The organism is Microbacterium proteolyticum, assembly GCF_029639405.1.
In the GTDB taxonomy this organism is placed as follows: domain Bacteria; phylum Actinomycetota; class Actinomycetes; order Actinomycetales; family Microbacteriaceae; genus Microbacterium.
Window position 1 is genome coordinate 161,245 of record NZ_CP121274.1, and the last position, 25,768, is coordinate 187,012.

20 protein-coding genes are annotated in these 25,768 nt (G+C 70.6%); 8 read left to right on the forward strand and 12 right to left on the reverse strand.

All coding sequences use genetic code 11. The features are described from left to right. Positions 1–15 precede the first annotated feature (15 nt). Genes P8R59_RS01620 through P8R59_RS01630 form a run of 3 tightly spaced genes read right to left on the reverse strand, consistent with a single transcriptional unit; the run spans position 16 to position 2,555 of the window. Positions 16–444: a molybdenum cofactor biosynthesis protein MoaE gene (locus P8R59_RS01620; RefSeq protein ID WP_278102435.1), complete on the reverse strand. Its 429-nt coding sequence runs from the start codon at positions 442–444 to the stop codon at positions 16–18. Then, a complete protein-coding gene (locus tag P8R59_RS01625) occupies positions 441–923 on the reverse strand; it encodes a MogA/MoaB family molybdenum cofactor biosynthesis protein (RefSeq protein ID WP_278102436.1) in 483 nt (160 codons plus the stop codon). The genes P8R59_RS01620 and P8R59_RS01625 overlap by 4 nt, the downstream gene beginning before the upstream one ends. A gap of 9 nt (positions 924–932) precedes the next feature. Beyond that, complete coding sequence (locus P8R59_RS01630) at positions 933–2,555, reverse strand: SDR family oxidoreductase (RefSeq protein WP_278102437.1); 1,623 nt, start codon at positions 2,553–2,555, stop codon at positions 933–935. A gap of 61 nt (positions 2,556–2,616) precedes the next feature. Between P8R59_RS01630 and P8R59_RS01635 the strand changes: the two genes are divergently transcribed. The 5 genes from P8R59_RS01635 to P8R59_RS01655 all read left to right on the forward strand — a co-directional run bounded on the left by P8R59_RS01635 (position 2,617) and on the right by P8R59_RS01655 (position 8,835). Continuing rightward, positions 2,617–3,255: a response regulator gene (locus tag P8R59_RS01635; protein ID WP_278102438.1), complete on the forward strand. Its 639-nt coding sequence runs from the start codon at positions 2,617–2,619 to the stop codon at positions 3,253–3,255. Continuing rightward, positions 3,252–4,967, forward strand: a complete 1,716-nt coding sequence (locus tag P8R59_RS01640; protein WP_278102439.1) for a hypothetical protein — start codon at positions 3,252–3,254, stop codon at positions 4,965–4,967. Before P8R59_RS01635 ends, P8R59_RS01640 begins: the two co-directional genes overlap by 4 nt. A gap of 11 nt (positions 4,968–4,978) precedes the next feature. Beyond that, the gene (locus P8R59_RS01645; RefSeq protein ID WP_278102440.1) at positions 4,979–5,656 is read left to right on the forward strand and encodes a GAP family protein; all 678 of its coding nucleotides are present in this window, start codon (positions 4,979–4,981) and stop codon (positions 5,654–5,656) included. Between the two features lie 8 nt (positions 5,657–5,664). Beyond that, positions 5,665–7,218 carry a carboxylesterase/lipase family protein gene (locus P8R59_RS01650; RefSeq protein ID WP_278102441.1) on the forward strand — a complete coding sequence of 518 codons (1,554 nt, stop codon included), beginning with the start codon at positions 5,665–5,667 and terminating at the stop codon, positions 7,216–7,218. Positions 7,219–7,353: 135 nt separating this feature from the next. Beyond that, positions 7,354–8,835, forward strand: coding sequence for an MFS transporter (locus P8R59_RS01655; protein WP_278102442.1), 1,482 nt, complete (start codon positions 7,354–7,356; stop codon positions 8,833–8,835). Between the two features lie 80 nt (positions 8,836–8,915). Here the strand turns inward: P8R59_RS01655 and P8R59_RS01660 are convergent, their stop codons facing one another. The 3 genes from P8R59_RS01660 to P8R59_RS01670 all read right to left on the reverse strand — a co-directional run bounded on the left by P8R59_RS01660 (position 8,916) and on the right by P8R59_RS01670 (position 12,945). After that, on the reverse strand, positions 8,916–10,817 hold the full coding sequence (locus P8R59_RS01660) for a helicase HerA-like domain-containing protein (RefSeq protein WP_278102443.1): 1,902 nt from the start codon (positions 10,815–10,817) through the stop codon (positions 8,916–8,918). 9 nt (positions 10,818–10,826) lie between these two features. Then, entirely contained in the window at positions 10,827–11,531 is a 705-nt protein-coding gene (locus P8R59_RS01665; protein WP_278102444.1) for a phosphatase PAP2 family protein, read from the reverse strand. Positions 11,532–11,607: 76 nt separating this feature from the next. Further along, positions 11,608–12,945 (reverse strand): multidrug effflux MFS transporter, encoded by a 1,338-nt coding sequence (locus P8R59_RS01670; RefSeq protein WP_278102445.1) that lies wholly within the window; start codon positions 12,943–12,945, stop codon positions 11,608–11,610. 235 nt (positions 12,946–13,180) lie between these two features. Between P8R59_RS01670 and P8R59_RS01675 the strand changes: the two genes are divergently transcribed. Together P8R59_RS01675 and P8R59_RS01680 are read left to right on the forward strand one after the other, a co-directional pair. Continuing rightward, positions 13,181–13,888, forward strand: a complete 708-nt coding sequence (locus tag P8R59_RS01675; RefSeq protein ID WP_077052286.1) for a DUF3105 domain-containing protein — start codon at positions 13,181–13,183, stop codon at positions 13,886–13,888. A 1-nt stretch (position 13,889) separates the two neighbouring features. Further along, the gene (locus P8R59_RS01680; RefSeq protein WP_077052287.1) at positions 13,890–14,561 is read left to right on the forward strand and encodes a DUF305 domain-containing protein; all 672 of its coding nucleotides are present in this window, start codon (positions 13,890–13,892) and stop codon (positions 14,559–14,561) included. A gap of 151 nt (positions 14,562–14,712) precedes the next feature. Here P8R59_RS01680 and P8R59_RS01685 read toward each other — a convergent pair whose 3' ends face one another. The 3 genes from P8R59_RS01685 to P8R59_RS01695 all read right to left on the reverse strand — a co-directional run bounded on the left by P8R59_RS01685 (position 14,713) and on the right by P8R59_RS01695 (position 18,498). Next, entirely contained in the window at positions 14,713–15,690 is a 978-nt protein-coding gene (locus P8R59_RS01685; RefSeq protein ID WP_077052288.1) for a carbohydrate ABC transporter permease, read from the reverse strand. Then, positions 15,687–17,042 (reverse strand): carbohydrate ABC transporter permease, encoded by a 1,356-nt coding sequence (locus P8R59_RS01690; protein ID WP_431606872.1) that lies wholly within the window; start codon positions 17,040–17,042, stop codon positions 15,687–15,689. Before P8R59_RS01690 ends, P8R59_RS01685 begins: the two co-directional genes overlap by 4 nt. Before the next feature lie 124 nt (positions 17,043–17,166). Further along, positions 17,167–18,498, reverse strand: a complete 1,332-nt coding sequence (locus P8R59_RS01695; RefSeq protein ID WP_077052289.1) for an ABC transporter substrate-binding protein — start codon at positions 18,496–18,498, stop codon at positions 17,167–17,169. Between the two features lie 236 nt (positions 18,499–18,734). On the opposite strand from P8R59_RS01695, the gene P8R59_RS01700 reads away from it, so the two are divergent. Then, positions 18,735–19,742, forward strand: a complete 1,008-nt coding sequence (locus tag P8R59_RS01700; RefSeq protein WP_278102446.1) for a LacI family DNA-binding transcriptional regulator — start codon at positions 18,735–18,737, stop codon at positions 19,740–19,742. Between the two features lie 51 nt (positions 19,743–19,793). Here P8R59_RS01700 and P8R59_RS01705 read toward each other — a convergent pair whose 3' ends face one another. The 3 genes from P8R59_RS01705 to rplJ form a co-directional block, all read right to left on the reverse strand. Beyond that, positions 19,794–24,374 (reverse strand): ExeM/NucH family extracellular endonuclease, encoded by a 4,581-nt coding sequence (locus P8R59_RS01705; RefSeq protein WP_278102447.1) that lies wholly within the window; start codon positions 24,372–24,374, stop codon positions 19,794–19,796. A 225-nt stretch (positions 24,375–24,599) separates the two neighbouring features. Beyond that, a complete protein-coding gene (gene rplL / locus P8R59_RS01710; RefSeq protein ID WP_076494519.1) occupies positions 24,600–24,986 on the reverse strand; it encodes a 50S ribosomal protein L7/L12 in 387 nt (128 codons plus the stop codon). Between the two features lie 38 nt (positions 24,987–25,024). Next, entirely contained in the window at positions 25,025–25,540 is a 516-nt protein-coding gene (gene rplJ / locus P8R59_RS01715; RefSeq protein ID WP_278102448.1) for a 50S ribosomal protein L10, read from the reverse strand. Positions 25,541–25,768: the final 228 nt, after the last annotated feature.

Below are 25,768 nucleotides of genomic sequence, written 5' to 3' on the forward strand. Positions count from 1 at the left end.
CCTCGCCGCTCGCCGCTACCCGCCGAGCCCCTTCCACGCCGTCGTGCCGTCGGCCTCGACCTGGCGCTTCCACACGGGGAGGTCGGTCTTGATCGTCTCGATGACGGTGCGGCACACCTCGAACGCCGCCGCGCGGTGACCCGAGGCCACCGCGATGATGACGGCGGCATCGCCCACGCCGAGCCGGCCGACGCGGTGACTCACGGCCACGATCGCGTCGGTGCCCGCGGCGGCCTCCTCGGCGATGCGGTGAAGCGCGGCGGGCGCGTCGGGGTGCGCGCTGTACTCCAGCGCGACGACGGCATCCGTGGCATCCGGGTCGGTGTTGCGGACGCGCCCGACGAACGTCGTGACGGCCCCCGAGGCGTCGTCCTCGACGGCGCGCAGGTGCACGTCGAGATCGAGCGGTTCCTCGGACAGCTGGGCGATGCGGACGGCGCTCATGAGTGGTCTCCTCCGGAGAGTTGATCGAGGACGTGCGGGGCCAGCTCGGCGAGAACCGCGATCCCGGATGCCACGGCGCGCGTGGAGCCCGGGAGGTTGACGACGAGGGTCGCGGGGTCGACGATCCCGGCGAGGCCGCGCGAGATCACCGCGAGCGGGGTGTCGGCGAGGCCACGGCGCCGGAGCTCCTCGGCGATGCCGGGGAGTTCCCGATCGAGGACGCGCGCGGTGCCCTCGGGGGTGCGGTCGGTGGGCGCGATGCCGGTGCCGCCGGTGGTGACGACGAGTGCGGCGCCCGTCGCGACCGCTCCGCGCACGGCGGCCTCGACGTTGTCGGCGCCGTCGGGCACGACGACGGGGTCGTCGCAGTCGAACCCCGCCTCCCGCAGCAGCGACACCGCCAGCGGTCCGCCGCGATCCTCGCGGAGCCCGGCGGCGGAGCGGTCGGAAACGGTGATCACGCGGGCGGTGTACGGCACCGTCCCAGCCTAGGCGCGCGTGTCGGCCGCGGACGGGATCGTCTCGACCTCGGGGACCTCCGGCGGGATGCGCCCGGCCTTCGCCTTCGGCTCCGGATCGTCACGCTGCACCGACTCGGCGGCCGCGGTGATGCGCCGCGCCATGCCGCTGAAGATGAGCCCGTGGAACGGCAGCACCGACAGCCAGTACAGGCGCCCCGCGAGACCCGTGGGGAAGAAGAGTGCGCGCTGGTCGAACCGCGCCCCCTCGCCCTCGGGGCTCGCGCGCAGCTCGAGCCACGCACCGCCCGGGACCTTCATCTCGGCGCGGAGGCGCAGCAGGTGGCCGGGCTCGATCGCCTCGACGCGCCAGAAGTCGAGCGCGTCGCCGACGGTGACGACACTACGGCTCCGGCGCCCGCGCGCGAGTCCGACGCCGCCCACGAGGCGGTCCATCCACCCGCGGATCGCCCACAGGAGCGGGGAGGAGTACCACCCGTTCTCGCCGCCGATGCCCTCGATGACCGACCACAGCTGCGCGGGGCTCGCGCTCGTGCGCATGGTGCGCTCGTCGGTGTACACGAGGCGCCCCGCCCATTCGGGGTCGCTGGGGAGCGGGTCACTGGGGGCGCCGGAGACCTCGGAGTCCTGCCAGCTGGTCTCGATCGCGTCGTCGTTCACGCGGCCGAGCGCGCGCCGGACGGCCTCGCGGTACGGCATCAACCCGCCCTCGGGGCGTGGCACGAGGTCGTCGACCGAGCGGTCCTTCACGACGCAGTCGTTCTGCAGCGACTCCACGAGCGGGCGCGCGATCGACTTGGGGATGGGGGTCACGAGGTTCACCCAGTGCGACGCCAGGCGCGGCGTGAGGACGGGCAGCGACGCGATGGCGCGCTGGTGCAGCCCCGCTTCGAGGGCGTAGCCGTTCATCATCTGCCCGTAGCGCAGCACGTCGGGTCCGCCGATGTCGACGGCGCGGTTGACGTTGGGGGCCACGCGCGCGGCGCCGAGCAGGTAGTGCAGCACGTCGCGCACGGCGATCGGCTGGATGCGGTTGCGCACCCACTTCGGCGCCGGCATGTAGGGCAGGACGTCGGTGAGGTGCCGCACCATCTCGAACGACGCCGACCCCGAACCGATCACGACGCCGGCCTGCAGCACGAGCGCGGGCACGCCGCTGGCGAGCAGGATCTCGCCCACCTCGACGCGCGAGCGCAGGTGCGCCGACAGCGGCGCGTCGTCGGGGTGGAGTCCGCCCAGGTAGACGATGCGGGAGACGGATGCCGCCGCGGCGGCGTCGGCGACGGTGCGGGCCGCGCGACGGTCGGTGTCCTCGAAGTCGCGCCCGCCGCCCATCGAGTGGATGAGGTAGTAGAGCACGTCGACGCCGTCGACGGCATGGGCGACTGCCGCCGCGTCGGTCGCGTCGCCCTCGACCGTTTCGACGTCGTGGCCCCAGGGGAACGCCTCGACGCGCCGGGCGTCGCGGGCGAGCACCCGCACCCGATATCCGGCCGAGAGGAGGCGGGGCACGAGACGCCCGCCGAGATAGCCGGTCGCGCCGAGGACGAGCGCGCGCGGCGCGGACCCGTCGGGGCGGGGGTGCGCGACGAGGGCGGGTTCACGACCGGTGGGGGCGGACAGCTCGCTCATGCCGAAAAGGTACGCCCGGCCCCCGACATCCGAGGGGGCTTGACGTCGATAGTGTGAGTGCGTGGAGACCGCGTGGGTGCGTCGCGTGCTCGTCGTGGAAGATCAGCCGGCGATGCGTGTCCTGCTGTGCGACATGCTCGCGCACCGCGGTTTCGAGGTCACCGGCGCGGCCGACGCCGCCGAGGCGACCGGCCTCTTCACGGACACGGATCCCGATGTGCTGGTGACCGACATCGACCTCGGGTCGCGGCCCTCCGGCGTCGAACTGGCCACGATGCTCACCGGTCTCGCCCCGCACCTCGCCGTCGTCTTCCTCAGCAGCTTCCCGGGCGCGGTCGCGGGTGCCGGACGCCCCGGCCCGACCCGCGCGGTGTTCGTGTCCAAGCTCGACGTCAGTTCCGCCGACGTCGTGGTGGATGCCATCGAGGCGGCGCTGCGCACGACGACACCGCCCGCTCCCCCGGTGCCGCAGCGCGCCTCCCCGTTGGCCGGGCTCACCCGCCGGCAGGTCGAGGTGCTCGCCCTCGTCGCGCGCGGATGGTCGAACGAGCAGATCGCGCGCGAGCGGGACACGACGACGCGCGCGGTCGAGCGCGCGGTGAGCCGCATCTTCTCGCGGCTCGGCCTCGGCGCGGCGGGGACGAACCCGCGCGTCCGGGCGAGCGCGCTCTACCTCGCCGAGTTCGGCCCCGTCGGGTGAGGACGCTGCTGCGGGCGGTGGACCGCGCGCTCTCCGGCAGCCGGTTCGTCACGCGCTGGACCTTCGTCGCGATCGCCGCGGTGTCGCTGACCGTCCTGGCGCCGCTCCCCGCGGGGCTGTCGCCCGCAGAACGTGCTCTGGTCGCGACGGTGACGGCGGCGATCTCCTGCGCCGTGTGGGTCGGGGTGGGGCTGGCCGAGCGCGCCCTCGGCCGCCCGCGCGCACGAGCGTCGCTCGTCGCCGGAGCGCTCGTCGCCACCGCCCTCGGACGCCCCCTCCTGCTGGATGCGGTCTCGCACGCCGCCGGACTCGCCGTGCTGCCCCCCGCAGATGCTCCGTTGCGGGCAGCCACGAATCTCCTGGTGTGGACGATCGCCCTGGTGGCGACCGCCGTGCTCGTCGACATCGTCCGCTCGACACGCGAGACCAATGCCCTGCTCGCCCAGGTCCTCGCGCAGTGGGACGACGGCGCTGCGCGCGTGCGCCACTACACCGCCGAGGCTAGGGCCGCGGTCGCGGCCGTCGCGGACACCCTCGAGACCGCGCGACTGGACACCGTCGCGGACGTCCGAGCCCTGGCATCCGCTCTCCGCACCCACGCGCGCGACCTCTCCGCGCGCGCCGACGCGGCGCCCACGACCCCGGTCGCCGGCGGGCTCGTGGATGACCGCCCGCGGGTGCGGACGCCGCTCCCCCTGCGCCTCCCGCCCATCGGGACGACAGCGCTGCTGTACGGGGTCGCCGTCCTCCCCTACGCCCTTCGCAGCGTCGCCCCGGCGGATCTCCTGCTCGGGGTGGTCGGGGCCCTCGCGTGCGGGTCGGCGGCCGACCTCGTCGCCCGGGTGCCCCCGCTCGCTCGACGCCCGCGTGCCCGGACCCTCGTCTTCGTCGCATCCGCCGTGCTCGTCGGGCAGGCGCTCACGGCCGTCGCGATGCTGCAGGGCGTCACGCTGCCGCTCGCGGCCGTACCCGCCCTGACCTACCCGGCGCTCGCCCTCGCGCTCGCCCTGGGTCGTGGCGGACTCCACCGCCTCCGGGTGGAACGCCGGCGGCTGTCGAGTGCGATCGCGGACCGGGGACGCGCCGACGACCTCGGCACGCGCCGGGTCCGGGCGGGCCTGCACCGCGCGGCCGACCTCGTGCACGCCGACGCCCAGGGCGCGGCGGTGCACTTCACGCTGCGGCATCCGGATGCCGGCCCCGCCGAGGTGGCCGGATTCCGCGCCGGGATGCTTCCGCTCGCGGCCGCCGTGCGGAGCGTGTTCGACACCCCCGCCCCGCGCGCGACCTCCCTCGGCCCCCTGCTCCGGACCTGGGGGGCGGCGATGCCCGTCGACGGGGAGGTCGCCGACGACGCGGCCGCCGCGCTGAACGCCGACCCCGCGCTCGCCGACGATGTCATCGACGTCGTGGCCGAGGGGCTGCTCAACGCCGCCAAGCACGCGCGCGTGCGGACCGCGCGCGTCGAGGTACGTCTCACGGCGACGGCGGCCGGTCCGCGTCTGCGCGTGCGAGTGATCTCGCCGGGCACCCCCGTCGCGGGGGCGCGCCTGAGGCCGGGCTCGCGGGCCGACCGCCTGGGCGCCCGTCTGGCGGCGCGCGGCGGCGACGCGGAGCTCGAAGCGCTCTTCCTGGTCGCCCACGACCCGGCGCCAGCGGGTTCTGTCGTGTGGACCGAACATTCCGGTGGTCGGGTCGACCGCAGCGCGTAGCGTCGGCCCCGATGTCCGAACTCTCCTCCCTCCTGCCCCTCGCGGTCGGCATGGCGATCTCGCCGCTGCCGATCGTCGCCGTCGTCGCGATCCTGCTCTCGGCCCGCGGCCGCACCGCTGCGCCCGCGTACACGGGCGCGTTCCTCGCCGTGACCCTCGCGGTGGTGGCCGTGGGCGCGATCACGTCCGCCGGTGCGTCCTCCGCGTCCCACGGGAGCGGCGGCAAGATCGTCGTCCTGATCCTCACGGCGCTGCTCACGGTCGGCTTCGCCGCCTTCGCCCTCGTGAGCTGGCTCGGCCGCCCGAAGCCGGGGACCCCGCCCGCGACGCCCGGGTGGCTTTCCGCGGTGGATGCCATCACTCCGGCGCGCGCAGCCGGTCTCGGCCTGCTGATGGCGGCGACCAACAGCAAGAACATCCCCCTCGAGCTCAAGGGCGGCGCGGTCCTGGGGACGGCGCACCTTCCGATGGCGGCGACGGTGCTGCTGTGCGTCGCGCTCGCTGTGGCGGGATCGCTGACGCTCATCGTCCCCACGGTGCTCGCCGCGACCGGGCTGCCCGGCATCGTTGCGGCGCTGCGCCGCCTCAAGGACGAGATGATCGCCCACAATGCCGTCATCATGACCGTGCTCTTCGCGGTCCTGGCCTCCACCGAGGCCGCCCATCTGATCCGCCAGCTCACCGTGTGAGGACCCCCATGGACGCTCCCGTCACCGTCACCGCTCCCGCCGGAACCTTCCGGGGCCTCCTCGACCGCTCGGTGCTCTCCTGGCGCGGCATCCGTTTCGCCGTCGCCCCCACGGGCGATCGCCGCTGGCGCGACCCCCTCCCCGCCCCGGATGCCGAGGGAGAAGTGGATGCCACCGCCTTCGGCCCCGTCTGTCCCCAGCCCCTGAACCCCGCCGTGCCGCTCGGCGACGCGGCCGTGGAGGACGAGGACTGCCTGTCCCTGAACGTGTGGGCACCGGCCGCCTCCGCGGAGTCGCCCCGGCCGGTCATGGTGTGGCTGCACGGCGGCGCCTACACCTTCGGGTCGTCGAGCCAGCCCCTGTACGACGCCACGTCGATGGTGTCCACGGGCGAGGTCGTCGTGGTCACGGTCAACTACCGTCTGGGCGCCCTCGGCTTCCTCGACCTCTCGGGCGCGGTGCCCGACGGCGGTTTCGACGGCAACCTGGCGCTCAAGGACGTGCTGCTGGCTCTGCGCTGGGTGAAGCGCAACGTCGCGTCCTTCGGCGGCGACCCCGACCGGGTCACGGTGTTCGGCGAGTCGGCGGGCGGCGGGCTGGTGACCACCCTCCTGGCGACACCGTCCGCGCGGGGCCTGTTCCACCGCGCGATCGCGCAGTCGTCCCCGGCCTCGAGCGTGTACGGCACGACGCGGGCGCAGAAAGTGGCCCGCAGCTTCCTCACCCGGCTCGGCATCGACCCCGATGACGCCGGCGCGGCCTCCGCCGTCCGCTCCGCCTCGGTCGAGGCGATCGTGGCCGCGGGCAAGGCCGTGTACGCCGAGGTCCCCACCACCGACCCCGGCACCCTCGCGTTCGCGCCCGTCGTCGACGGCGATCTGCTCCCGGAGGCCCCGATCGATGCGCTCCGCGCGGGCCGCGGCATCCCCGTGCCGGTGATGATCGGGACGAACAAGGACGAGGCCTCGTTGTTCTCGTTCATGAAGTCGCCCTTGATCCCCATCACGGGCGACCGGATCGACCAGATGTTCGCCGACATGGCGGCCGAGAACACCGGTGTCGAGCTGCCGACCCGAGAGCAGGTGCTCACCGCGTACGAGCACGTCCGTCACCGCGCGATCGGGCTGGGGGTGGCACGCGACATCGGCTTCCGGCTGCCCACGCTGTGGGTCGCCGAGGGTCATTCCACCGTCGCACCGGTGTACCTGTACCGCTTCGACCACGCCTCGCCGTTCCTGCGCCTCATCGGCCTCGGTGCCACGCACGCCACCGAGCTGCCCTACCTGTGGGGCAATCTCGTGAGCGGCCCGAAGGACCTCACCTTCCGTCTCGGCGGTCGACGGGTGGCGGAACTGATCTCGGCGCGGATGCAGGCGCGCTGGACCGCGTTCGCGCGCGGCGACGAGCCGTCGGCGCCCGATGCCCCCGCGTGGCCGGCGTTCGCCGCCGACGCGGGAGACACCCGCGCGACCCTCGTGATCGACCGCCACGATGTGGTCGTCGACGACCTCGACGGCGAGCTGCGGCGCGCGTGGGGTGACAACATCCTGTCGTTCTCTTGACGCGTGAGTCGCCAGGATTCGTCGCCTGAGGGCCGTCCTGAGCGACACATCCTGGCGACTCACGCGGGCTAACACACCCGGGCGGCGACCGACCTCGACTGGAAATAGCGCGCCGATCCCGGTAGGGGTGGAGGTATGAGCCAGCTTCCCCCCGCGGCATCCGGAACCCCCCGACTCGAGGTCGACGACGTCATCGTCGTCGACAAGAAGCGCGTGCGCACGGCCATCGGCGGCACCGTCGTCGGCAACTTCATGGAGTGGTTCGACTTCGGCATCTACGGCTACCTGGCCGTGACGTTGGCCGTGGTCTTCACCTCCGATCTGCCCGAGCCGTGGGGACTGCTGGTGACGCTGCTGGGCTTCGCGATCTCCTTCCTTGTCCGCCCGTTCGGCGGGTTCGTGCTCGGTCCGCTGGGCGACCGCATCGGGCGGCAGAAGGTGCTGTTCCTGACGATGGCGATGATGGCCACGGCCACCGCGCTCATCGGCATTCTGCCGACCTCCTCCGCGATCGGGCTGTGGGCGATCGTGCCGCTGTACCTGCTGAAGATGGTGCAGGGCTTCTCGACCGGCGGCGAGTACGCCGGCGCGACGACCTACGTCTCGGAGTTCTCCCCCGATCGCACGCGGGGGTTCTGGTCGTCGTGGCTGGACGTGGGCTCGTACGTCGGCTTCGCCGCGGGCGCCTCAGCGGTGGCCGCGACGACCGCCATCACCACCGCGGTCTCGGGTGAGAGTGCGATGGTCGACTACGGCTGGCGGATCCCGTTCCTTCTGGCGATCCCCCTCGGCATCGTCGCGATCTACTTCCGCCTGCGCATCCCCGAGACGCCGTCGTTCGAGCAGACGCACGCCGCCGAGGCCGTGCAGGAGGCCGGTTCCGACGACCCCATGGCCCGTCAGGGGCTCGCGGGCATCATCCGGCACCACTGGCGCGCGCTGCTCATCGGCATCGCGCTGGTCGCCGCGACCAACACCGCCGGCTACGCGCTCACGAGCTACATGCCCACGTACCTCGAGAAGGAGGTGGGCATCTCCAACCTCGGCGCGGCGGTGGCCACGGTTCCCGTCCTGCTGGTGATGTCGGCGACCCTCCCCCTCATCGGCAGGCTCAGCGACCGGATCGGACGGAAGCCCGTCTACGCGATCGCGGCCGGTTCGGCGATCGTGCTGCTCGTCCCCGCGTTCCTCATCATGCAGATCGGCGAGCTGTGGGCCGTGATGATCGCCCTGACCCTCGCGGCGGTGCCGGTGGCGTTCTACGTCGCGATCTCGGCATCCGCTCTGCCCGCCCTCTTCCCCACCGCGTCGCGCTTCGGAGCGATGGCCGTGGCGTACAACATCGCGGTGTCCCTGTTCGGTGGCACCACGCCGCTGTTCAGCCAGGCGCTCATCGAGTGGACGGGCAACACGCTCATGCCCGCGTTCTACATCATGTTCTTCGCCGCGCTGGGCCTGGTGGCGCTGTTCGCGATGCGCGAGACCGCGCGTCGACCGCTCCTGGGCTCGGTGCCCGCCGTCGAGACGCCCGCCGAGGCGGAGGCGGTCGTGGCGCGTCAGGACGAGGACCCGCTCATCGACACCTCGACGATGCCGCTCGCCATCCGCCGCGGCTGAGCCGCTCTCCGCGTGAGTCGCCAGGAATTGTCGCCCGCGGGGCGCCCGAAGCGACAGATCCTGGCGACTCGCGCGCGAGCTCAGCGACGGCGACCGGTGCCGAACAGGCCCCGGATCACGCCGTTGAGGATCGTCTTCGTCGACCCCCGGCCGAGCAGGTCGTCGAGCGGCGCGGTCGGAGCGCTGGAGCGCGAACGCGGCGCCGCGGTGCTCTTGAGCAGCCGGTCGTACTCGCGCTGCGCCTTCTTCTGAGCCTCGGCGTGCGCCTTGTCGATCGCAGCCTGCTGCTTCGCGTACTCGGCCTCGGTCGCCGCCGCCTGCTTCGCGCGCTCCGCCGCCTCGCGCGCCTCGGTCGCCGCCTGCATGCGCGCCGCCAGGATCTCGCGGGCCGACTCGCGGTCGATCGGGGTGCCGTACCGGGCGAACAGGGGGGATGCCGAGACGGCGGCGGCGAGATCGGCGGCGGGGATCGGCGACATCGAGGCCCGCGGCGCGAACAGACGCGTCCAGGCGACCGGGGTCGGGGTGCCGCGTTCGTCCATGACGGTCACGATCGCCTCGCCCGTCCCGAGCTCCTGCAGGACCCGCTCGAGGTCGTACCCCGACGCGGGATACGTCCGCACCGACGCGCGCAACGCCGTCGCATCGTCGGGGGTGAAGGCGCGGAGGGCGTGCTGGACGCGCGACCCGAGTTGCGCGAGCACGTCGCCCGGCACGTCCTTCGGCGTCTGCGTCACGAAGAAGACGCCGACCCCCTTGGAGCGGATGAGACGGACCGTCTGCGTGATCGCCGCGAGGAAGGCCTTGGACGCGTCGCGGAAGAGCAGGTGCGCCTCGTCGAAGAAGAACACGAGCTTGGGCTTGTCGAGGTCGCCGACCTCGGGCAGCACCTCGTACAGCTCCGCGAGCAGGTACATCAGGAACGTCGAGTACAGCTCGGGACGCGAGGCGACGTTCGGCACCTCGAGGAGACTCACGACGCCCTCGCCCTCGGCGGTGGTGCGCAGGAACGCCGTCACGTCGAGCTCGGGCTCGCCGAAGAAGGTGTCGGCGCCGGCCGCCGAGAACGCGATCAGTTCGCGGAGGATGACACCCGCGGTCGCGCCGGAGAGCCCGCCGAGGTCCTTCAGCTCGCTCTTGCCCTCGTCGCTGGTGAGGAAGGTCAGCACGGACCGCAGATCCGACAGGTCGACGAGCGCGAGCCCCTTCTCGTCGGCGTAGTGGAACACGAGGCCGAGGCTGGACTCCTGCGTCGCGTTCAGACCGAGCACGCGGCTGAGCAACAACGGACCGAACCCCGACACGGTGGCCCGCACGGGAACGCCCGAGGCCGCGTCGTCGCCGAGGGCGTAGAACTCCGTCGGGTAGGCCCGCGGCTCCCAGTCCTGCCCCAGGGCGCTCGTGCGCGCGAGGAGCTTCTCGCTCGAGACGCCGGGGGCGGCGACCCCGGAGAGATCGCCCTTGATGTCGGCCGCGAACACGGGCACCCCGTTCGCCGACAGCTGCTCGGCCAACAGCTGCAGCGTCCGCGTCTTGCCGGTTCCCGTGGCCCCCGCGACCAGCCCGTGCCGGTTGGTCATCGCGAGGGGGATCCGGACGGGGACGGATGCCACGGGCCCGCCGTTGACGAGCACCCCGAGGTCGAGGGCTGCAGCGGACCCGGCGTACCCGGCGGCGATCGTCGCGACCTGCGCGTCGGTCAGCGGCCCGGCGGCGGGCTCGGGCGCCGGCGCGGGAGGCTCAGGCGTCGCCGCGGGCTTGGGAGCAGCGGCGGGAGCGGGCACGGGTGCTGTCTCGGGAGCGGGGGCGGCCGCGGGCGTGGCGGCGACACGGGCCCGCGCGGCCGCCGCCTCCGCCGCGGCGAGATCGGCGCGAGCGCGCGCCAGCCGGAGTTCGGCCTCGGCCGCCTCGGCCTCGGCTCGGAGTCGGGCGACCTCGGGGTCGTCGGCGGGACCGGGAACGGACGGCGCGGTGTCGCTCATGGCGTCAGCCTAGGACGGCGCGGAGGACGCGGCATCCGGGACCCGTCGGTTGCGTCGGAGCGTCGCCCGATCATCGTCGCGGGCCCGGAGACGGGAGAACACCACCGCGAGCACGAGGGCCGCACCCGCGCCGACGAGCGCTCCCCCGACCGTGTCGGAGAGCCAGTGGGCGTGCAGGTACGTACGGCTGAACGCCATGAGGACGATCCAGGCACCGCCCGCCACCCGCACCCACAGGGTCGGGAACACGATGGCGGCGACCACCGCGATCGTCGCGGCGTTCGCGGTGTGCCCCGAGGGGAACGAGCCGTAGTCCGCGAGGACGAGGATGTCCTCGGGGCGTGCACGGCCGAACGTGTGCTTGAGCACCTGCACGAGAAGGGCGCTCCCCGCGGACGCGGCCAGGAAGTACACCGCCGTCCACCGGCGCCCGGTGAGGAAGAGCGCGAGCGCTCCCCCCAACGGCACGATGAGGATGGCGGTGATGTAGCCGCCGATCTGGTTCATGACCAGGGCGATCGTCAGCAGCGGCTGAATCGGCGCGGAGGCGAACAGCTGGTTCCACCACACGTCGATCGCGAACGGACTCGGCCCGCGGAAGTACACCCAGGCCCCGAGCCCGCACGCGAGCGCGATCAGCACCAGACCGAGCACCGCGCGGACGCGCTCGGAGCGCACCGTCACGAACGGCGGGGGCGCGGCATCCAGGTCCATCGCCCCATGATGCCGTCCCGCCGGGCCTCCCGGCATCACCGGGACGGGCGGTTCGCCCTCTGCTACTGTTCGGCCCTCACGGGGCGAGGCGCTCGACGGTACGCGGACGCACCAGGAGCCACAGCGCCAGCACCCCGAGGACCGCACAGCCCACCATCACGGATGCCATGGTCGTGGCGGTGATCCCCGATCCGGTGGCGAGCAGGCCCACGACGGGAGAGATGACGCCCGCGATGCCGAAGTTCGCGGCACCGATGATCGACTGCGCGGTGCCCGCGGCCTTGCCGTGGCGGTCGAGGGCGAGCACCTGGGCGCACGGGAACGTGAAGCCGCACGAGGTCATGAACAGGAACAGCGGGATGATCGTGCCCCACAGCCCGAAACCGAGCTGGTCGAAGACGACGATCACGACGCCCCACAGCACGAGCGAGGCGGTCGAGAACGCGAGCACCCACTGCGGGCCGAAGCGCGCGGCGAGGCGCGAGGCGATCTGCACGCCGATGACGAGCCCCACGGAGTTCGCGGCGAACAGCACGCCGTACTGCTGCGCGTCGAAGCCGTAGCTCTGCTGGAAGAGGAACGAGGACGCCGACAGGTAGGAGAAGAGTCCGCTGAAGGTCATCGCCCCGATGACGAGGACACCGACGAACACCCGGTCCCGGAAGACGCTCGCGTACCGCTGCCAGACAGTGGTCGCGCCCTTGCCGCCCCGACGGGCGGCGGGCAGCGTCTCCGGCAGGAAGACGATCGCCGAGACGAGCATGACCGTGCCGTACGCCGCGAGCACCCAGAAGATGCCCCGCCACGGCATGACCGACAGGAGCAACGACCCCGCGAGCGGCGCGAGCACCGGTGCGACACCCGAGACCAGGGCGAGGCGCGAGAGCATCACGACCAGCCGGCGACCGCCGAACAGGTCGCGCACGATGGCGGCGGCGACGACGCCGCCCGCCGCCGCACCGGCCCCCATGAGGACGCGCGCGATCGACAGCGTGCCGAGGGTCGGGGCGAGAGCGGCGAACACGCTCGCGGCGACGTGCAGGGCCGTGACCGCCAGCAGCGGGATGCGACGACCGACCTTGTCGCTGAGCGGTCCGACGATCAGCTGGCCGAGCGCGAATCCGATCATCGTGCCCGTGAGGGTCAGCTGGATCGCGGCGGCCGAGGTCTGGAAGTCGGCCTCGAGCACCGGGAACGCGGGCAGGTAGAGGTCGATCGTGAAGGGGCCCAGAGCCGTCAGGGCGCCCAGCAGGACGATGTAGAGGACGCGACGTCGCGCCGAGATGCTGTCGCCGGGGTGCAGCACGATCGGCGCTGTCGCCGGGTTGCTTCCGAGCGCGCGGATGGCGCCCGTCGCCGAGGGCTCGGTGCGGGCGGTCGGGGGGATCACGGGCTGGGAAGCGGTGTCGAGCACGTCGGTCAGAGGGTCCTTTTCGCAACACGGACAGCCCGGACGATGCCGGGCTGTGAATTCGGGGGATCGTCGAACCTCGAATCGATTCGACATCGTCATACTATCGCGCGGTCCCGGTTCTCCACCATCCCCCCTCGCGGGTTCCTCCCAGGCCGCCACCGCATTCATCCGCATAGGCTGGGCGGGATCGGCCCGCGCCGAGCCTCCCGCCCCAGAGAGAGACAGCACAGACCGCATGAGCCCCTCCCCCGACAAGCGCAAGAGCGGCAACCCCGCCACGCAGGCCGACATCGACCTGACCGTCAAGCAGCAACGCGAGCAGAAGCGACAGGACAAGCTCGCCGAGTACCAGAAGCAGATCGCGCGTCGAAAGCGCAGCAAGCTCGTCTGGTGGGTCGTCGGATCGACCGCCGCCCTCGCGGTGGTCGCGGTCGTCGTGGCATCCTTCGCGCTCGCCCCGGCTCCGGCCCCCAGCTACCAGGCCGGCAACACGACCGGTCGCGAGATCGAGGGCGTCGAGACCTTCCAGAACCGCTCCGACCACGTACAGGGTGCGGTCACGTACGAGCAGACGCCCCCCGCCGGCGGCCCGCACAACCCCTACTGGCTGAACTGCGGCGTGTACACCGAGCCTCAGCAGAACGAGAACGCGGTGCACTCGCTCGAGCACGGGGCCATCTGGATCACCTACGACCCCGAGCGGGTCGACGCCGACGGAATCGCCGCGCTCGAGGCCGTCATGCCCTCCAGCTACGCCATCCTCTCGCCCTACCCGGGCATGGACACCCCCGTCGCCGTGAGCGCGTGGAACCACCAGCTCAAGGTCGACGACCCCGCCGACCCCCGCATCGCCGAGTTCTTCACCGAGTACTGGCGCAGCCAGAACGCCCCCGAGCCCAACGCCGCCTGCTCGGGCGCGATCGACGGCCCCGGCAGGGCGTGACGTGACCGACGACGACACCGCGGCCCGGCCGGCCGCGCGGCGGATCGTCGTCGCGGTGGCCGTGGTCGCGCTGCTGGCCGTCGCCTTCGCGATCGGACGCTTCACCGCGTTCGGTGCGACCGCAGCCCCCGCCACCCCGTCGACCACCTCCGCCGACGCCGGCTTCGCCCGCGACATGCAGGTCCACCACACGCAGGCGGTGCTCATGGCGATGGAGATCTACCGCAAGACCTCCGACGACGAGCTGCGCACCCTCTCGTACGACATCGCCACCACCCAGGCGGGTCAGCGCGGAGAGATGTTCGGCTGGCTCGTGCAGTGGGGCCTGCCGCAGGCGTCGTCCCAGCCGCTCATGCAGTGGATGGCTCCGTCGAGCGCGCACAGCCACGGCGACACCTCCGCGCTGTCCGAGGACGACCTCCTCTCCCAGATGGGGATGGCGACGGATGCCGAGCTCGACCAGCTCCGCTCGCTCGAGGGGCAGCCCGCCGACTGCCTCTTCCTCGGCCTCATGATCCGCCACCACGAGGGCGCGATCCCCATGGCCGAGGCCGTGGTCGAGCTCGGCAGCGACCCGCGCGTGAAGGACGTGGCCCAGACGATCATCACTGGCCAGTCGGCCGAGATCGACGCGATGCGCGACATCCAGACCCGCCTGTCCTGCACCGGCTGAGCCGGCTCCCTTCTTGCGATAAACGGCATCGACGTCGAGAAACACGGGGATGGCGCGTTTCCGGTCGCGGATGCCGTTTATCGCCGGCAGCAGCGAAGGGGCGTGGCATCCAATCGATGGATGCCACGCCCCTTCGGCGTTGGTACGGGACTCAGCCCTTCGTCGCTCCGGCGAGGAGACCCCGGACGAAGAAGCGCTGCAGCAGGAAGAACACGATCAACGGAACGAGGATCGAGATGAACGTTCCGGCCGACTGCAGGAACCACTGGTCGCCCCATGTCCCCGACAGCGAGTTCAACGACTGCGTGAGCGGCAGAGACGACGACGGCGCGAAGATCGTGGCCACGAGCAGGTCGTTCCACACCCAGATGAACTCCAGTACCGCGAAGGACGCGAGGGCCGGAGCCGCGAGCGGCAGGATCAGGCGGAAGAACACCTGACCGTGCCCGGCACCGTCCACGCGCGCCGCCTCGATGACCTCGTGCGGGATCTCCGCGATGAAGTTGTGCAGCAGGAAGATCGCCAGCGGCATCGCGAAGATGACGTGGGCGATCCACACCGTCGCGAAGCTGTGCTCCACGCCACGCAGCTCGAGCCCGGGGAAGATGGTGACATCGTTGATCGTGAGACCGCGCGAGAACAGGCTCAGCAGCGGCACGAGGGCCATCTGCAGCGGCACGATCTGGAGCGCGAAGATAAAGATGAAGAAGAAGTTGCGCCCCTTGAAGTCGATCCACGCGAACGCGTACGCGATGAGCGAGGCGATCGCCAGCGCGAACAGCACGACCGGGATCGTGATGGCCAGCGAGTTCACGAACGAGGCGGCCAGCGTCAGCGCCGTCCCACCCGACGTCAGCGCGAGACGGTAGTTCTCGAGCGTGAACGACGGATCGGTGAAGATGGTCCACCACCCGGTCGACTGCGTGTCGGAGCCGGGACGGAACGATGTGACGAGCAGACCGAACGTGGGGATGGTCCAGAAGAACGCGATCGCGACGGCGGCGATCGTGGCCCCCTTGGAGGTGAGACGCTTGCGCGCCATCGCCTCGTGCTTGCGCGTGTCGCGGGCGACCTGACGCGCCGAACGCTTGTCGTCGGTGGGCTCGAGCACCACGGTGGAGGTGGTCATCGCACTTCCCTCTGCTTCCGGATCTGGCGCACGTTGAAGATGATCAGCGGCAGGACGAACAGGAACAGCACCACGGCCAGCGCTGCGGAGTGCCCGTAGCTCTGGAACCGCTGCTGCTGGTTGACCATCTCGAAGGCGAGGACGGTGGAGTCGTTGCGCCCACCGGTCATGACCGCGACGATGTCGTAGATCTTCAGGGCGCCGATGGCGATGGTGGTCAGCACGACGATGAGCGACGAGCGGATGCCGGGGACGGTCACGTTGATGAATCGCTCCCAGGCGTTGGCGCCGTCGAGTTCGGCGGCCTCCATCTGCTCCGGCGGTACCGCCTTGATCGCCGCCGACAGGATGACCATCGCCAGGCCCGTCTGGCTCCAGATGAACACGACCACCAGGAGCAGCGTGTTGATCAGCGGGGTCGCCGAGAGCCACGAGACCGGGTCGCCTCCGAACGCCGTCACGATGGCGTTCAGGATGCCGATCTGGTCGCCCTGACGGAAGTCGTAGACGAACTTCCAGATGATGCCGGCGCCGACGAACGAGATGGCGAACGGCATGAAGATGAGGACCTTGAGGAACCGCTCCCCCGCGGCGCGGTCGATGAAGACGGCGTAGGCGAGTCCGATCGCGGTGGCGAACGTCGGGGCCAGGAGCACCCAGATCAGGGTGTTGATGACCGACCAGAAGCCCTCGGGGTTGGTGAAGGTCCAGACGTAGTTGTCGAACCCGACGAAGTTCTGCCCGGTCTTGTCCAGGAACGACTGCACCAGCGTCGACAGGGCCGGGTATACCAGACCCATCAGCAGGAGGATCGCGGCGGGAGCGGCGAAGAGGATCAGCTGGAACAGGTAGCCGGCACCCTGACGCGACCGGTAGTCGGCGTAGAACAGGATCCCGCCGAGGATCACCGCGATCGCGAGGACGTAGATCACCGCGTTCTGGTACGGGCGCAGCAGCATGAAGGCGAGCACGGGGATCGCGAAGCACGCGGTCAGGCGGATCCAGAAGTAGCGCTTGCCCGAGCGCGGCGCGTACTCGATGAGCAGCAGCAGCAGACCCACGACGGCGCCGAAGACGAGGAGCACCAGCGGGATCTGCACGAGCGGGTTCATCTCGCCGAGCGTCTTGAAGAAGCTGTTCAGCGAGAACCCGATGGTGGTGGGTTTGGTCTCGGACGGTGCCCGCGTGACCATGAACAGGAACAGCGCCACCACCGCGATGAGCGCGATGACCACGACCGTGACGGTGGTCCGATGCCTTCGTGCGAGGTTGCGGGATGCCGTCTCGGCATCCGGCGCCTCGTGTCGGGGAGATGCCGCCGGGGGCTTCTCCGCCTGCCTGATCTGAGTCATGACTTCCCTCCCGAACACGCCGTCGTGCTCATCGATGGACGGGCCGCGCAGCGGCACCGTGTGGGCTTACGGTACCGGTGGGCCGCCCGCCGAAGCGGACGGCCCACCGATCTTGCGGTCGGGGTCAGTTGTTGTAACCGGCCTGGATGTCGCTGAGCACGGTGTCGGTCGGCGTTCCGTCGATCCAGCTGACCATGCCCTTCCAGAACGACCCGGCGCCGACGGTGGCCGGCATGAGGTCGGACGCGTCGAAGCGGAGCGTGGTGTCGGGGTTCTGCACGACCTTCATGGCCTCCTGCAGGAACTCGCTGGACGCGAGCGACGGGTCGGCACCCTTGTTGGCCGAGATCACGCCGCCGAGCTTGACGCGGGCGTCGGCGAACTCGGGGCTCGACATGAACTCCGCGACCTTCTGCACGTTCGCGTCGTCGGAGAACGTCGCGACGAATTCGCCGCCACCTTCGACCGACTGCTCGCCTTCCTTCACACCCGGGAGGAGGAACGCGTAGACGTCGCCGTCGGGAGCGACCTTGACCTCGCCGCCGGAGGCGTTCTTGACCGTGAGGAAGTTCGACGACAGGAACGAGGCCTGGTGGGTCATCGGGCAGCTGCCGTCGGCGACCTTGGCCGCGACGTCGGCGAAGGCGACCGAGTTGATGCTCTTGACGTCACCGAAGCCCGCGTTGACGTACGAGGGGTTGAGGAGGATCTCACCCACGGCGTCGAAGGCCTGCTTGATCTGCGGGTCGGTGAACTTGACCTCGTTCGCGACCCACTTGTCGTAGACGTCGGGGCCGGACTGACGGAGGACGAGGTCCTCGATCCAGTCGGTGCCGGGCCAGCCCGACGCGTCACCGGAGGCGAAACCGGCGCACCACGGGGCGGCACCCGTCTTCTCCTGGATGGTCTTGGTCAGGGCGAGCAGTTCGTCGTAGGTCTTGGGGATCGAAACGCCCCACTCCGTGAACTTCGCCGGCGAGTACCAGACGTAGCCCTTGACGTTGGCGAGCATCGGAGCGGCGTAGAAGTCGCCGTCCACGGTGCCGTAGGACTTCCAGTCCGCGCCCCAGTACTGGTCGACGTTGGCCGAGACCGTGTCGCTGGCCTTCTTGACGTCGCCCGTGCCGACGAGGGTCTGCAGGAGACCCGGCTGCGGGACGATCGCGATGTCGGGGGCGTCGCCACCGGTGACCTTGGTCACGATGTTGCCCTCGAAGCTCTTGTCGCCGGTGTACTCGACCTTGATGCCCGTGTCCTTCGTGAACTGGTCGAAGGACTGGTTCAGCAGGTCGGCTTCGCTACCGGTGATGCCGCCGGAGATGCGAACGGTCGTCGTACCCTCCGAGCCACTGCCGGATCCGCCCGAGTCGCCCTCGGCACAGCCCGCGAGCGCGATCGCACCGACCGCCAGCAGTCCGACGGGAGCCAGCAGGCGATACCGCTGTGACATGCCCATGTGATTTCTCCTCTTTGAGTTCTGTGCTGCATCGGATCCCGTCGGGAACCGATTCCAGATCACCGTAGGGGACAACGACGCGTTCCGCAACAAACTTTGGTCACGACTCAATAACTGGCGGAATATCGCGGCATTTCACCCCGGAGACACAGAGGAACCGGTTCCAGATTCGTCAGTTGTCGGATACTCTTCATGACGTCGACACGGACGTCGAAGATCCTCGAGGAAGACGGCTCATGAGCGGAATCGCCGATGTGGCACGCCTGGCAGGCGTGTCCAAGTCGACGGCGAGTCGCGCGCTGACGGGCGGCGGCTACGTCTCGGACGACACCCGCCGGCGCGTCACCGACGCGGCGGCGACTCTCGGCTACGTCCCCTCCACGAGCGCCGTCAGCCTCGCGACGGGCCGCACGCGTACGGTCGCCCTGATCGTCCCCAAGGTCAACCGCTGGTACTTCGGCGCGATCATCGAGGGCGTCGAACGCTCGCTGATCTCGCAGGGCTACGACGTCACGCTGTACGTCGCAGAACCCGGCTCGCGCGACCGCGAGAGCCTGTACTCGAAGTACCTCGCCCGGAAGCGGTTCGACGGGATCATCGCCGTCGCCCTCGAACCCGGTGACAGCGACCTGGAGCGGCTTCTCGCCATCGACAAGCCGACCGTCTGCATCGGGAACCCCCTCCAGGGCATCCCCACCCTGGGCCTGGACAACATCGGCATCACGCGCATCACGACGCAGCACCTCATCGCGCTGGGACACACCGACATCGCGTTCGTCGGGAGCACCCCGCCCACCGACGCTCCGGCGCGGGACGTCGACGAACGCTCGATCGGCTACCGGAACGCGATGAACGACAGCGGGCTCGCCGTGCGCATCCGCAACGTCCCCTCCACGCTGACGATCACCGACGCCTACGCCGCCGCGGCATCCTTCCTCGCCGACGCTGCTTCCCGCCCCAGCGGCGTCGTCGCGGCGTGCGACGAAGTGGCCATCGGCGTGATCATCGCGGCGCGGCGCATGGGAATCTCGGTGCCGACCGAGCTCAGCGTGGTCGGGATCGACGGGCACGACTACGCCGAGATGTTCGCCCTCACGACCGTCGAGCAGTACCCCGAGCAACAGGGCGTCGAAGCCACGCGCCTCCTCCTCTCCATGCTGGACGGCGAGGCGCCTCCGCCGCGCACGCTCGCCCCGGCGCGCCTCGTGGTGCGCGCCTCGACCGCTCCCCCGCGCAGCGCCTGACGCGAAGGGACCCCGGATGCCAGGCATCCGGGGTCCCTCTCTCGTTCCGGGTCAGTCGGTCTGGCGCACCGACCGGCGGCGGACCACCACGCCCAGACCGAGCAGCGCCAGGGCTGCCAGAACGCCGGCGCCCATCCACGCACCGTCGGTGCCGGTGATCGCGAGCGCGCCGTCGCCGGCCGAGGCTCCGGCGCCCCCGCCGACCGCGGTGTCGCCCCCGCCGCCGCCGACCGTCGCGGCATCCGCGAGCCGCAGCGGGACGGTCACGAGGGTCCCCGTCGGCTGAGCGGTGAGCTGCAGCTCGATCACGTCGAGCGCGTCGGCGGGCACCGTCGCGGTAACGGTCGCCGCTCCTCCGACGACGGCGACCTCGATCGGGTCCCCCGTGCCGAACGACGCCGCGAGGGACGTGTTCTGCGGTGCACCGAGCGAGGTGAGGTCGAGGTTCGACACGGTGAGAGCGAACTCGTCCCCGGGCGTGACCTCGGCGGGAACACCCGAGACCTGCACGCCGCGCGCCGTGAAGTCGGGGGTGAGGCCGGGGTGCGCGCGGAGGTAGTCGATCCACCCGTCGCGGTCGACGAGACCGGAGTCGAGCGTGTTCGCACCCTCCGGGAAGACCGAGAAGCTGTCTCCGCCCCCGAGGAGGAAGCTGAACGATCCCACCCGGTACTCCGCCGCCGGGTCGACGGCCACACCATCGATCCAGATGCCCAGGACGCGGTCCCCCGCGGGGCGGGTGGCGTCATAGGTGTAGCGGACGTTCTCGGAGACGCCGAGAGCGAGGTTCGTCGTACCTCGACCCGAGGCGTCGCCCCACTGCTGCTCGAACATCACCCGCAGCTGCTCGCCCGTGAGGGTCGTGGTCCACAGGTTGTTCACGAACGGCAGCACCGCGTTGGCCTCGGCCAGCGTGACCACCCCGTCGGCGTCGTAGAGCAGTTCGGCCCGCAGCCCGCCCGGGTTGACCACCGCAATGTCCGCGCCGCCCCGTTCGGGATCGGCGAGGGTCTCGCGGAGCGCATCGGCCACCAGCCCGCCGAGCGCGGACTGCTTCGAGCGGTCGTCGCGCTTGCCGCCGGCGTACACGCCGTCGACGTAGCCGCCCTCCTGGAAGGCGGTCGTGATGTCGGCGGTGATCGATCCGACCGGCTCACGACCGACGACGTCCGCCTCGGCGCGAGCTGCCGTGACGATGTCGTTCACCTTCGCCACGCGCGGATAGGTCGCGATGAGTTCCGCCTCCAGCGCGGCGCCGGCGTCCGCGTTCGGCGCCGACAGGCGAGGCACGTTGCGGGCTGTGTAGTCCACCACGTCGCCGCCCTCGTCCACGCTCAGAACGATCTGGCCGATGTTGGCGCCGTAGCTGCCGGTCTGCAGGATCGGGCGAGTGCCGTCGCCGCCGGGGATCGGCGCATCCCACACGTACTCGGCGTGCGTGTGGCCGGTGAAGATGGCATCCACCGCCGGGTCGGTGTCGTTCACGATCTCCGCGAACGCACCGCCCTGGGCGACGGCCTGCTCGAGCGTGGCGGCCGAGCCGCTGAGCTCGGTGCCCTCGTGGTACTGGGCCACGATGACGTCGACCTGATCGTCGATCTCGGCCACGACACGGTTGACCTCCGTCACGGGGTCACGGAACTCGATGCCCTGGATGCCCTCCTTCGACACGAGCGTCGGCGTCTGCTGCGTGACCGCCCCGATCACACCGACGCGCACACCGCCGACCTCGAAGACGGCGTAGCCGGGCAGCAGCGGCTGTCCGTCCTTGAAGACGTTGGCCGCGAGGTAGGGGAAGTCGGCGCGATCCGACACGCGCCCCGTCAGGTCGGCCACACCCTTGTCGAACTCGTGGTTCCCGGTGCCCGAGGCGGCCAGTTCGAGCGCGTTCAGCACGTCGATCGTGGGCTCGTCCTGGAACAGCGAGGAGGCGAACAGGGAGGCGCCGATGTTGTCGCCGTTGGAGAGGAACAGCGTGCTGTCGTCGCCGTACTCCGCCCGCAGCTGCTCGACCGTGCCCGCGAACTTCACGGTGTTGGCGTCGATCCGTCCGTGGAAGTCGTTGATGCCGAGCAGGTTGATGTCGGTCGTCGACGACAGGTCGAGGCCCACGATCACCGGGTCGTGGTCGCTCGAACGGTAGGGCGAGGTCTCGTAGAAGTTCAGCGCGTTGTAGTTGTAGCGGCTGTACTCGAGAGCCAGCGCCTCCACGGCGTTGATGTTCCAGATGTCGGTTCCCGTGACCAGTTCCCGTGCCGACGGCGACGCGAGGACGTGGTCGAGCGAACCGGACTGCCCGTCGTACGAATACGAGTACTTGCCCGTTCCGGTCTCGAGCGGCTCGAAGCCGAACGAGCGGAGCTTCTCGATCGGGTCCTCCTGCGTGTAGGAGTTGAAGTCGCCGAGCAGGAACACGTCGTCGGTGCCGAGCGCCGCCGACCGCTCCTCCGCGAAGTTCCCGAGGGCCTCCGCCTGGCGGACACGGTCGCCGTTGAAGGCCCCCTGGATGCCGTCGGCGTTGTCGCCCGTGGCCTTCGGGTCGCTGTCGCCCTTCGACTTGAAGTGGTTCACGATCGCCAGGATCGCGGCATCCGTGTCGCCGACCGGGGCGAAGGCCTGCGCGAGGGGCTGTCGGGCGTTCGTGAACGCGGGGTCGTCGAGGATGACGCTGTCACCGACCGGCTCCACGACGGCCTTCTTGTAGATGAAGGCCGTGCGGATGACGTCCTCCGACGCCGGGAGCGCGGCCGGCGACGGCACGAACGCCCACTGCTCGGACGCGAGGGCGTCGTTGAGGGCCGCCACGAGCGTCGACAGGGCAGCGTCGCGGCCCTTCCCGAACTTCGCCGAGTTCTCGATCTCCTCGAGCGAGACGACATCGGCGCCGAGGCCGTTGATCGCCGCGACGATCTTCGCCTGCTGACGCTCGAGATTCTCGTCGTTCGCCGCGCCTCGCGGACCGTTGTCGGGGCAGGAGCGCGCCGTGATGGGGTTGCCCTCACGATCGTCGTAGGTCGACGTGCAGCCGACGCTCTCCGCCGTGGTGGTGAAGTAGTTCAGCACGTTGAAGCTGGAGATCTTGACGTTGCCGCCGACCGGCTCGGGAGCGCTCTTCCGGGTGTTCTCGAAAGACGCCGGCTGCACGGTGTCGGCGTTGTCGACGGTGAGCTGCTCGGTGGGCTGGAACGTCCACACGTCGTTGCGGAAGTCGAGGATCACCGGGGTCTCGAACGTCACGGCCGCGCCCACGCGCACGGGGTTCTCGAGCGACACGTACGGCAGCGGGTCGTTCTTGCCCGTGGTGAGGTAGTTCAGGGAAGCACCGTCGTCGAGCACCACGCCGCGCGCCTCGTTGTCGGCCACGGCGTCGTCGTATTGCGTCGTGCCGGGGCGGGCGACGTCCGTGGGGCTGCGCAGCGGCGTCGTTCCGGACGCCAGACCGAGGACGGCATAGCGGTTGGTGTCGTAGTTGTTCGTGACGGTGAACTCGCCCGTCGGCGCGAGGAGCATCCCCTCGAACGACTCGCGGTCCTCTTCGCCCGCCGGCCACGCGATCGCGGCGGGCTGGACCGCCGCGGCCACCTCATCGAGCACGCGCACGCCGTCCGCGGGCGCGGAGATTTCCGTGAGGGAGTTGTACTCGGACACGACGCCGGTGACCTCGACGAAGTCACCCTTCTGCACCTTCGCCGTCGCGGCGGACCCGAAGACGAAGATCGCGTCGGATGCGGTGTGGGCCGCGACGTCGATGTCGCCGCCGGTCCCCGGCGTCTGGATGTAGAAGCCGTTGTATCCGCCGGTCGGGTAGGCCGCCGTGACGACGCCGCGGGTCGTCACCGTGGTCCCCACGAGCGGCGAGGACTCGCCGGTCCCCTGGATGTCGCGGATGGCGACGGCCTCTCCCGGCGTCGGCGCCGGTGTCGTCGGCTCCGTCGTCGGCGTGACGGGCGGCTCCGGTTCCGGTTCGGCGCCCGAGGAGTTCCGCGGGGTGACCGTCGTCGCGTTGGTGAAGTCCGCCGAGTTGTCCCCCGTGTCGGTGAAGTCCGTCCGCACGAGAGAGTTGGGGGTCCCGTTGGGACCGTCGACCACGGCCGGCGCCGTCTCGAAGGCCGCGGCGCTCCCGTAGCCGAGGAAGTCCACGACGCGGGGGTCGTCGACGTCGCCCGCCGGGAGGGCGAGCGACTCGGCGACGTTCGCCAGGAAGAGCTGCCCGTTCGTCCCCGAAGGGTTCAGCCCGGTGCTCGTGGCATCCGGGGTCGGCAGGTCGGCGCCGGTGTCCCCGTTCCCGCGGATGGAGACGAGGTAGTACCCGCCGGGGGCGATGGAGCCGCTCAGCGCCTGCGTGTTCGCCGCGGACGGCACGTCGGTGCTCGCCGCCGGGCGGTACTGCAGCGACCACCCGGTGAGGTCCTGCGCGGTGTCGCCGGCGTTGTGGAGCTCGACGAACTTGTCGTTGAAGGGCGCTCCGGCGCTGCCGCCCTTGAGGTACGCCTCGTTGATCACCACCCGGGGGCCGTCGGCGGCGTACGCCGCAGCGGGAACGAGGGCGGATCCGAACAGCGCGGCGCCCAGGACGGCACTGAGGGTCGTGGTGAATCGGCGCGCGGACGCGCGGGAGGGTGCGTGATGCATGGGTCTCCAAGTACCGACGCACGCAACGAAGCGACGCCGGATGGGGGGATCGACGGGGGGTCCCTTAGACCGTAAACGAAGACATATCGATTTCCCAGACTCCGATGTTTCGAATCGGTGAACATCGGTGTCACCCACGCCGGTACGCGGTGTCATCACGCGGGAACGACGAAGGCCCGGATGCCGTGGCATCCGAGCCTTCGTGTACCGCGAAGGTGAACTGAATTACTTCAGGGTCACCGAAGCGCCGGCCTCCTCGAGGGCAGCCTTCGCCTTCTCGGCGGTCTCCTTGTTCGCGCCCTCGAGCACGGCCTTGGGGGCACCGTCGACGACGGCCTTGGCCTCGCCGAGGCCGAGCGAGGTGAGCTCGCGCACGACCTTGATGACCTGGATCTTCTTGTCGCCGGCGGCCTCGAGAACGACGTCGAACGAGTCCTTCTCCTCGACCTCTTCGGCGGGGGCGCCACCGGCGGGGCCGGCAGCGGCCACGGCCACGGGGGCGGCGGCGGTGACGTCGAACGTCTCCTCGAACGCCTTCACGAACTCGGAGAGCTCGATGAGGGTGAGCTCCTTGAACGCGTCGAGCAGCTCTTCGGTGCTGAGCTTAGCCATTGTGTTTCTCCTTGATCGGGATTGTCATCCGGGCCGGGTCAGGCCGCGGTGTCCTGCTTCTCGCGCAGCGCGTCGACCGTGCGAACGGCCTTCGACGGAAGCGCCTGGAAGACGTATGCCGCCTTGGTCATCGTCGCCTTCATCGCACCGGCGAGCTTCGCCAGCAGGACTTCACGGCTTTCGAGATCGGCGAGCTTGTTGACCTCATCCGCGGTGAGAGCGGCGCCATCGAAGTAGCCGCCCTTCACCACGAGCTGAGGGTTAGCCTTGGCGAAGGCACGCAGGCTCTTCGCGACGGCGACAGGGTCGCCGTGCACGAACGCGATGGCAGACGGGCCCTTGAGCTCGTCGTCCAGTCCCGAGACCCCCGCGTTGGCGGCGGCGATCTTGGTCAGCGTGTTCTTCACCACGGCGTACTCCGCGTCCTGACGGATGTCGTTGCGCAGCTGCTTGAGCTGGGCAACCGTCAGACCGCGGTACTCGGTCAGCAGAACGGCAGTCGAGTTCTCGAAGTGCTTCGTGAGCTCGGCGACCGATGCGTCCTTCTGCGCCATGGCCACTCCTTGTGTGTACGAGGCGCTCCGCGGAAGCGGGGCGCCGGCCAAGACACCGGGCGACGGCAAAAAAGAAGAGCTCCGGCGCAGGCGCACGGAGCTCGGAATCCCGATCGGGAAGAGTTACGTATACCTGCGCAGGTCCTCTGCCTTTCGGCAGACGCTTCGATCTTCGTGCACGCACGACGATGACCGGCGGTCTTTGGCTTGCCCCCACTGTACCAAGCC

What these genes read in the sequence shown, in the direction of transcription:
- P8R59_RS01620 (WP_278102435.1), bottom strand. Translation starts at nt 444, where the DNA reads ATGAGCGCCGTCCGCATCGCCCAGCTGTCCGAGGAACCGCTCGATCTC.
- P8R59_RS01675 (WP_077052286.1), top strand. Translation starts at nt 13,181, where the DNA reads ATGAGCCCCTCCCCCGACAAGCGCAAGAGCGGCAACCCCGCCACGCAG.
- P8R59_RS01695 (WP_077052289.1), bottom strand. Translation starts at nt 18,498, where the DNA reads ATGGGCATGTCACAGCGGTATCGCCTGCTGGCTCCCGTCGGACTGCTG.
- rplL (WP_076494519.1), bottom strand. Translation starts at nt 24,986, where the DNA reads ATGGCTAAGCTCAGCACCGAAGAGCTGCTCGACGCGTTCAAGGAGCTC.
- P8R59_RS01630 (WP_278102437.1), bottom strand. Translation starts at nt 2,555, where the DNA reads ATGAGCGAGCTGTCCGCCCCCACCGGTCGTGAACCCGCCCTCGTCGCG.
- P8R59_RS01645 (WP_278102440.1), top strand. Translation starts at nt 4,979, where the DNA reads ATGTCCGAACTCTCCTCCCTCCTGCCCCTCGCGGTCGGCATGGCGATC.
- P8R59_RS01705 (WP_278102447.1), bottom strand. Translation starts at nt 24,374, where the DNA reads ATGCATCACGCACCCTCCCGCGCGTCCGCGCGCCGATTCACCACGACC.
- P8R59_RS01660 (WP_278102443.1), bottom strand. Translation starts at nt 10,817, where the DNA reads ATGAGCGACACCGCGCCGTCCGTTCCCGGTCCCGCCGACGACCCCGAG.
- P8R59_RS01690 (WP_431606872.1), bottom strand. Translation starts at nt 17,042, where the DNA reads ATGACTCAGATCAGGCAGGCGGAGAAGCCCCCGGCGGCATCTCCCCGA.
- P8R59_RS01650 (WP_278102441.1), top strand. Translation starts at nt 5,665, where the DNA reads ATGGACGCTCCCGTCACCGTCACCGCTCCCGCCGGAACCTTCCGGGGC.
- P8R59_RS01655 (WP_278102442.1), top strand. Translation starts at nt 7,354, where the DNA reads ATGAGCCAGCTTCCCCCCGCGGCATCCGGAACCCCCCGACTCGAGGTC.
- P8R59_RS01665 (WP_278102444.1), bottom strand. Translation starts at nt 11,531, where the DNA reads ATGGACCTGGATGCCGCGCCCCCGCCGTTCGTGACGGTGCGCTCCGAG.
- P8R59_RS01700 (WP_278102446.1), top strand. Translation starts at nt 18,735, where the DNA reads ATGAGCGGAATCGCCGATGTGGCACGCCTGGCAGGCGTGTCCAAGTCG.
- P8R59_RS01685 (WP_077052288.1), bottom strand. Translation starts at nt 15,690, where the DNA reads ATGACCACCTCCACCGTGGTGCTCGAGCCCACCGACGACAAGCGTTCG.
- rplJ (WP_278102448.1), bottom strand. Translation starts at nt 25,540, where the DNA reads ATGGCGCAGAAGGACGCATCGGTCGCCGAGCTCACGAAGCACTTCGAG.